This window comes from Amycolatopsis marina, from assembly GCF_900111885.1.
Classification (GTDB): Bacteria; Actinomycetota; Actinomycetes; order Mycobacteriales; family Pseudonocardiaceae; genus Amycolatopsis; species Amycolatopsis marina.
This window is the reverse complement of sequence record NZ_FOKG01000014.1, coordinates 210,160-217,028: the sequence shown is the minus strand read 5'-3', so window position 1 is coordinate 217,028 and position 6,869 is coordinate 210,160. Positions and strand designations below refer to the sequence as shown.

General features: G+C 67.4%; 9 protein-coding genes. 2 read left to right on the top strand and 7 right to left on the bottom strand.

The features are described from left to right. The 5 genes from BM199_RS34265 to BM199_RS22725 all read right to left on the bottom strand — a co-directional run. A partial coding sequence (locus tag BM199_RS34265; protein WP_218160408.1) for a hypothetical protein occupies positions 1-264 on the bottom strand: 264 nt, incomplete at its 3' end. A 63-nt stretch (positions 265-327) separates the two neighbouring features. After that, complete coding sequence (locus tag BM199_RS22740; protein WP_143101893.1) at positions 328-1,071, bottom strand: hypothetical protein; 744 nt, start codon at positions 1,069-1,071, stop codon at positions 328-330. Continuing rightward, on the bottom strand, positions 1,064-1,660 hold the full coding sequence (locus BM199_RS22735; protein ID WP_091675321.1) for an esterase/lipase family protein: 597 nt from the start codon (positions 1,658-1,660) through the stop codon (positions 1,064-1,066). Before BM199_RS22735 ends, BM199_RS22740 begins: the two co-directional genes overlap by 8 nt. Continuing rightward, positions 1,660-3,039, bottom strand: a complete 1,380-nt coding sequence (locus BM199_RS22730; protein ID WP_245788556.1) for an alpha/beta hydrolase domain-containing protein — start codon at positions 3,037-3,039, stop codon at positions 1,660-1,662. Before BM199_RS22730 ends, BM199_RS22735 begins: the two co-directional genes overlap by 1 nt. A 113-nt stretch (positions 3,040-3,152) precedes the next feature. Then, positions 3,153-3,728 carry a QsdR family transcriptional regulator gene (locus tag BM199_RS22725; protein ID WP_091675320.1) on the bottom strand — a complete coding sequence of 192 codons (576 nt, stop codon included), beginning with the start codon at positions 3,726-3,728 and terminating at the stop codon, positions 3,153-3,155. A 145-nt stretch (positions 3,729-3,873) separates the two neighbouring features. Between BM199_RS22725 and BM199_RS22720 the strand changes: the two genes are divergently transcribed. Both BM199_RS22720 and BM199_RS22715 read left to right on the top strand, forming a co-directional pair. Further along, complete coding sequence (locus BM199_RS22720; RefSeq protein ID WP_091675319.1) at positions 3,874-4,413, top strand: DinB family protein; 540 nt, start codon at positions 3,874-3,876, stop codon at positions 4,411-4,413. A 168-nt stretch (positions 4,414-4,581) separates the two neighbouring features. Further along, the gene (locus tag BM199_RS22715; protein ID WP_091675318.1) at positions 4,582-4,983 is read left to right on the top strand and encodes an anti-sigma factor antagonist; all 402 of its coding nucleotides are present in this window, start codon (positions 4,582-4,584) and stop codon (positions 4,981-4,983) included. A gap of 27 nt (positions 4,984-5,010) precedes the next feature. Here the strand turns inward: BM199_RS22715 and BM199_RS22710 are convergent, their stop codons facing one another. Continuing rightward, entirely contained in the window at positions 5,011-5,757 is a 747-nt protein-coding gene (locus tag BM199_RS22710; RefSeq protein WP_091675317.1) for an SDR family oxidoreductase, read from the bottom strand. A gap of 45 nt (positions 5,758-5,802) precedes the next feature. Then, positions 5,803-6,783, bottom strand: a complete 981-nt coding sequence (locus BM199_RS22705) for a glycoside hydrolase family 43 protein (protein ID WP_143101892.1) — start codon at positions 6,781-6,783, stop codon at positions 5,803-5,805. Positions 6,784-6,869 lie beyond the last annotated feature (86 nt).

Genomic DNA, 6,869 nt, shown 5'->3' with positions numbered 1-6,869 from the left:
GGCCGCACCCGCTACCGACCCCCCGCCGCCCTCGACGAGTTCGTCCGCATCCGGGATCGAGAGTGCCGCACACCGGGGTGTTACCGGCCCTCGCAATCCTGTGAACTCGACCACAGCCTCGACTGGCACAAGCACGGCACCACCACCGAAAAACGCCTCATCAGCCTCTGCAAAAGACACCACCGTCTGAAGGACCAACCCGGCTGGAACTACACCGTCAACCCCGCCGACAACACCCTCACCATCACCACACCCACCAGCCACCCACACACCACCCGACCACCCCGCCTCCACCAACCCGTCAAGTACAACCCACCGTCAAGAGACTCATGAAGTCGGTTGTCCGAAGACGCTGTCGACATAGTCCTTGAACTGAATCGTGACCGAGTCGCGTTCGGACGGCCAGCTCCCGGCGACGACGGTTCTCGTCGCGCCGCCCGTCCCTCGGATCCTCTGGGTGACGGTGATCGGCGCGCCACCGCCGATCTGGGCGGGCATCTTCAGGTCGACGCCGGTCAGGAACGGCAGCACACTGAAGGGAAACAGCGGCTCGTCCAGGTGTGTTGCGCCGTCGCAGTCCTTGTCGAACACGAACGCCCCGATGATCTGCCGAGCGCGTGGCGCCGTGGCCGCGTTCAACACGTTCACGCCATCGAACTCGAGTCGGTCATCTGCCGAGTGGCCCGGTTGATCGGCCCACCATTCCCGATTGCGCACCACTGTGATCGCCGTCGAGTCTGAACACTTGTCGACGTAGTCGGCGATCCCGCCCGGTCCCGACACCTGCAGCCGCAGGAATCGGTCACTACGTTCGAACTTCTCGAAATAGTAGTGGTAGGTCTGCTGTCCTTCGCGAACGAGCACCAGCTCGTAATGCTTCCGTCCATTGACCCTGATGGGCCCGAACGAACCACTCTCGTCCACCTGCGCCACGTACCGGGGACCCCCCGGCTTCCGGGCTCCGCTGTGCGGGTTCAGCTCCCACACCTGCAGCGTGCCCTCGGCTCCCGAGTTCTGCGGGAAGAAGACGGCCCTCCCTGCGATCTGGACCGAGCCGGGCGGCTCAGGCACCACCCGTGACGTCAGTGGTCTCCTGCCGACAAGGAACCTGTAGATCTCCGCGAACCCCTCGGCCGAAGTGGCTGTCTCGGTGTGCCCCAGCTCCGTCTGGTAGACGTTGATCGCGCCACCGATCGAGCCAGTGGGCTGCAAGCTCCCCCACAACGCGAGTGTCCGAACGCCTCCGGGCGGGGTGCTGCTCGACCGGCCGTCGATGTTCACGTACTTTCCGCACCTCGGCGGCCCGCTCGGACGACGCCAGGTAGGAGTGCATGACCGTCGTACCACGGGAATGCGCGAGAACGTCCACTCGCGACGCTCCGGTCCGGCCGCGGACCTCGGCGACGAAGCGCTCGAGACCCGCTATCGCTTCTTCGTTGCTCGGCACGCTGGTGTCGTACTCGTAGGCGTAAAGGTGGTCATCACGAAAACCGTTGCTGGAGAAGCGCTTGGCGTTGGACTGCCACTGTTGCGCAGACCCCTGCTGCCCGTGCACGAAGATCACCGGCACGCGGAGATCCGCCACAGCGGAAGGTGGCAGCACGATCAGCGCGGCCACGAGAGCCAGGATCGCCGAGAGGACCGCCGCCAGCGGCCGCATCAGCGCCTTCCGATTTCGCTCGACAATGCCGTGCGCCAGTTCTCCCTGGCGTCGGGCCGCAGCAGATAGCCGCTGCGCACGTTGTCTCGGTCGACGGCTTTCACCTGTCGGAGATAGCCACCCCGGTGCGGGTACAGCTGGGAAAGAGTCTCCTCATCGAAGGGCACGTGCGCACCGAAAAGACGGCAGAAGGACTCGCCGGTGTTGTCCCCCGAGTTCAACGCCGTCGGCACCGCTGCCTGGGACAACCGGATCCCGCCCAGTGCGATCCCCAGCGGGTCCCGCTTCTTGGTCACCCCGTCGGCTTCGAACTCCAACGGCGCCGCCGTCGGTGGCGGCATCCCCCGCTCGACCCACCCTGCCAGGTGCTTGTAGGCCGCGGCGGTGACATGGTGCATCGGGATCCGGCTGAACGGCGGCCGGTCGCAGTCGTATTCCGGAGCACCGCCGAGGTCGCGTTCGGAGATCGGAGCACGGTAGACCTGCCCCGCATATCCGGAGTGCGCGGCACCCGCCACCTCCCACCGGCGGAACTGCCGCGTGTCCGCCGGCCGGGCCGCCGAGCGGACATCGGTCTCGGACAGCACCTGGAACACCGGTTCGGCGCCCACCCTGGAAGGCGCCGAACCGACGACGAAGGCGTAGCCGTCGAACACCGGCTGGACCTGCGGCAGCACCCTGTCGTACAGCACCGTCATCCGGCCCGCCGACTGCGAGGCCCCCACAGCCAGCAGCGATTCGACCTCCAGCCCGCCCATCGGCGACCCAGGGCCCCGCGCGTCGATCGCGGCACCCGCCTGCGTGAAGATGTCGTAGGACAACTCGTCCCCGGTGTACGCGCCGCCGCCGGTCACATCGAGGTGCCCGTAACGGGCCGGGCTCCACCCGCGCAACTGGTCCACGCCAACGCGCTGTGCGGAGACACCGATCCACGCGGAGCCCGACCGGGTCACCGAATCCGCGTTCCAGAGCGCGTCCAGGTCGTAGCCCGCCGTCACGTTCTGCCACTCGACAAGGGCGGTGCCGTTGAACTTCCCCGGATTCGCCGGTCTCCGTACCACGATCCGAGTCGTGTACGGCACGTCCGTCGCCACCCGCGCACCGTCGATCCCCCACCCGTCCGCGAGCCCCGAAAGGTAGAACTCCTCCTCGACATATCCCCTTGCGGCGAGATCAGCTGTGGTGGAGAAGAACGGGTAGGTGTCCTCAACCCGGTCGGCAAGCGGGTCGCCAGGCACGGCTCCCGGCACCGGGCCGACGACCACAGCAGGCGCGGCGGAGTCGGCGGGCACGGCTGCGGCCACTGGCGCCAACACCCCGCCGGCCAGGCCGAACAAGAGGGTGATCGCAGCTGCACGCCGCGAAGGACTGCTGTTCATACCGGCTCCCACGGGTGAAGTGAGTGTGCGGAATTCGCAACCTAGCCGGGAACCTGCTCGAGAGACCACATCGTGCGGAAACCGTGAGACCGCCGTCGCACAATGTGAATTCGTCACCCGGCCGGTCGCAGCACCGCTCTGGCCGCACGTTCCGCCAGATCGCCGTCGATCCGCAGGCAGTTCAGGAGTTCGGCGTACAGCGCGGATTCGACGATACGGACGTAGAGGAATGCCAGTTGGTCGAGATTGTCCGGGGACCATTCACGCGCGTCGTCCGCCTCGATCAGAATGTCCTTCTGCATTCGCACCACCCGGCGATGCACTCCGTCCGGTGCGATGAACAGAACTCTTGCCGCCGTTTCCGGCTCCCCACTGAGGAACGCGCGGAACGCCCGGGACCGGCGCAGGCTGCCGGTGAAGTGCCGGGTCACCTCGATGACGCCGTCGACCCCGCCGCGGCTGCGCTGCCTGCGGGCCCGCATCAGCAGCCGCTCCCCCAACCGCCAGAGCACGTCAGCGAGCAGGGCGTCCCTGCTGTGCACGACCCGGTACAGCGTGGCGCGGCTGATGGCCAGGTGTTCCGCGAGCGGGTCCATGTCCACGGTGCCGTACAGCAGGAAGTACCTGCAGGCCCCCCGCACGACGTGCTCCCTGCTCACCACCCGGCGCGGACCTATTTGCCCCGCCATCGCGATCCTCCGCTTCCGCCCGGCGGCGCCGCCGGGCCCGGCTATATCGTCGCCCGAACGGTCGCCACGTGGCGACCGTTTCGGTCCCGGTTTTTTGTCGGCCCCCGCTGCGACACTCCTGCCAACCAGCAAACGAGGGGGAACGATGAACGAAGTGCCCAGCACCTTCGCGCCGAGATGGCCCCGAGACACCCGCAGCGAACCGCCCGCTGTCGGAGACGAGCGGGAGGTGCTGACCTCGTTCCTCGACTGGCACCGGGAGACGTTCGCGCTCAAATGTTCCGGCCTTTCCGCCGACCAGCTGTCCGAGCGGAGCGTGCCCCCGTCGACGATGTCCCTGCACGGCCTCCTCCGGCACCTGGCCGGCGTCGAGCGCTGGTGGTTCCGGCTGCAGTTCGCCGGGGAGGACCTGCCGCTGCTGCACTACTCCGACGACGATCCCGAACAGGACTTCGACGACCTGGCCGGTGACGTCACCGAAGCATTCGGCATCTGGCGTGCCGAGTGCCTTCGGTCCAGGGAGATCGTGGCCGCGGCCGCACTCGACGACACCGGTATTCGGCGGGCCACCGGAGAGCCGATCTCGCTGCGCACGATCCTGGTCAAGCTGATCGCCGAGTACGCACGGCACAACGGGCACGCGGACCTGCTTCGCGAACGGATCGACGGCAGCACCGGTATGTAGCCGACACGGCACCTCAGCCGCCGCACCAAACCCCGGTGCCGTAACCTTGACCTCGGTTGGTTGAGCCAGCAGCCGCCTGGAGCCCGAGTTCAGGCCGGCGGCGTGCGCCACGACCGTTCGCCCTGGGTGGCTCCTCGACACAGCATCCAGGTGTGAAGGAGACACACGATGAGCGCGACCACTGGCGAGACCGGCCGCCCACCAACCTCTCAGGACAGCGCATTGCGGGTACGAACCCGTCATGCCGGTGCGATTCCGGTGATCGCGGTCGAGGGTGAGGTCGACCTGAGCACGGTCGAATCGGTGCGGGATGCGGTGCACTGTGAACTGAAGGCCACGCAGCCGCAGGGGCTGATCCTGGACCTGACGGGCGTCACATTCCTGTGCTCGACCGGTTTGCAGCTGCTGGTCGACGCCGACCGGCGGATGCAGGACAACGGAGGCGCCCTGTGCGTGGTCGGCGCCCGGCGCGAGGTACTACGGCCACTCCAGCTCACGGGGCTCGACGAGCACCTGCACGTGTATCCGACGCTGGAGGAGGCGCTCGCCCAGCTCCCGACTACGGAGTGAGCGGCCGCCGTCCTTCGACGGGCACCGCTACGTCAGGGTGTTGCCGCCGTTGACGGCGAACTTCTGTCCGGTGACGAATCCGGCACGGTCCGAGGCGAGGAACGCGACGGCCTCGGCAACGTCGGCGGGGACACCGAGATGCCCCAGTGGCACGCCCGCGGCGTACGCGGCCTTGTCCGTTGCCGGGGTCCCGTCGTGCCGTTCGGTCGGTATCCAGCCGGGAGCGACGAGGTTGACCGTGATCCCGTCGCCGCCCAGTTCCCGTGCCCAGGAGCGGGTGAGGCCGAGCTGGGCGGCCTTGGCCGCGACGTAGGCGCTGGAGTGCGGAACGCCCAGTTCGACCACTTCCGAACCAATGTTGATGATCCGGCCGTGCCTCCGCCGCCGCATCTCCGGAAGGACCCGCTGCAGCAGTAGCAGCGGGCTCTTGACGAAGAACTCCAGTTGGTCGAGCACGTCCTGCCAGCGCAGGTCCTCGACCGGAAGCAGTGGCTGCGGGCCGGTCGCGTTCAGCACCAGAACGTCGATCGGCCCGAAGGTGGCCCGCACTCGCTCGTGCAGGTTCCCGACCTCCGCCTCGTCGGTGACATCTGCCCGGAAGACCTCGGCCCGACCGCCGCCATCAGTGATCTCCTGCCGAAGCGTTTCGGCCGAAGCGGTGTCACGAAAGCAGTTGACCGCCACGGCGAAGCCGTCGCGGGCGAGCGCGCGGACGATGTCCGCGCCAAGGCCCCTGGAGGCACCGGTCACCAGTGCCACGGCAGAGTCGGTCATCGAGATCCTCCAGGGACGCGGGGCGTCCAGGATATCTGGAGCGATTCAGTCCGACCTCGTGCCACCTCCGGGTGGTGCCAGGATCGGAAGGTCGTCCTTCCAGTCCATACCTGTGGCAAACATGGCTCGCATTGCCTGGGTACGGCCGAGCCAGGCGTGGAAGAAGGCATGCTGCTGACCGTCGGAGCCGGTCGTGATATCGGCTCCCCCCGGCCCGTCCAGGGTCTCGTCGAACGACGTGCGGTCGAGCCACCGCCCGCCGGTTTTGGTGTACGGCCCGGCCAGTGCGGACGCGGTCGCGTAGGAGGTGTGGTAGTCGGAATTGGTGTAGCTCTTGACCGAGTAGAACAGCACGTAGTGCGAGGGCCGCCGGATCAGCACCGGAGCCTCGATCACGTCGTCCTCCTCCGGCAGATCACTGCGCAGCAGTTCTCGCCGATCACCGGTGAGTGTGACGCCGTCCGGCGCGACGGGCTGCAGCCAGATGATCGACGGTTGATCACCCGGGCCGTTGCTCTTGTACAGCAGGTAGAGTCGCTCGTCGTCGTCGACAAAACTGACCGGGTCGATATCGCCTCCCTCCTCCGGCTTGCACACCAGTGGCTCCTCACCAAGCGGGGCGAAGGGACCCACCGGGTTTTCTGACAGCGCCGCCCCAAGGCACCTCGTGCCGTCCGAGGCACGACGCCCCGTCAGGTACATCAGGTACTTCCCGTCAGGCCGCCGGAAGACGTCGGGGGCCCAGACGCCCGCTTTCTCGTCCATCCATGCGGCGGGCTCGGGCATTGCCTCGCCGATGATCGTCCATTCGCCGGTCGGCGACAACGCCGTGGCGACGGGCACCCTGGTCTCGTGCGAGCCGGTCCCGTAGGCGTAGTAGCGATCGGCGAACTGATTGACCTCGGGGTCGGGGAAGTCCTTTCGCAACAGTAGTTTCGGCGCGAGTGGGGCAGCGTGCGCACTCGGAACGGCGGAGAACGGGACGGCCAGCACAACCACCAGGAGCACGCACAGTCTCTTTCTCATCACACAGCGGTACCCCTGCTGTTCGACGTGCACACTCCTGCTCGCGCGTTTAACCCACTCCGGTGACAACTGGTGCCCTGCGCGAA

Bases quoted from the DNA above. Each gene is read 5' to 3' on its own strand.
- BM199_RS22735 (WP_091675321.1), bottom strand. From the start codon at position 1,660: ATGCGGCCGCTGGCGGCGGTCCTCTCGGCGATCCTGGCTCTCGTGGCC.
- BM199_RS22730 (WP_245788556.1), bottom strand. From the start codon at position 3,039: ATGAACAGCAGTCCTTCGCGGCGTGCAGCTGCGATCACCCTCTTGTTC.
- BM199_RS22725 (WP_091675320.1), bottom strand. From the start codon at position 3,728: ATGGCGGGGCAAATAGGTCCGCGCCGGGTGGTGAGCAGGGAGCACGTC.
- BM199_RS22720 (WP_091675319.1), top strand. From the start codon at position 3,874: ATGAACGAAGTGCCCAGCACCTTCGCGCCGAGATGGCCCCGAGACACC.
- BM199_RS22715 (WP_091675318.1), top strand. From the start codon at position 4,582: ATGAGCGCGACCACTGGCGAGACCGGCCGCCCACCAACCTCTCAGGAC.
- BM199_RS22710 (WP_091675317.1), bottom strand. From the start codon at position 5,757: ATGACCGACTCTGCCGTGGCACTGGTGACCGGTGCCTCCAGGGGCCTT.
- BM199_RS22705 (WP_143101892.1), bottom strand. From the start codon at position 6,783: ATGAGAAAGAGACTGTGCGTGCTCCTGGTGGTTGTGCTGGCCGTCCCG.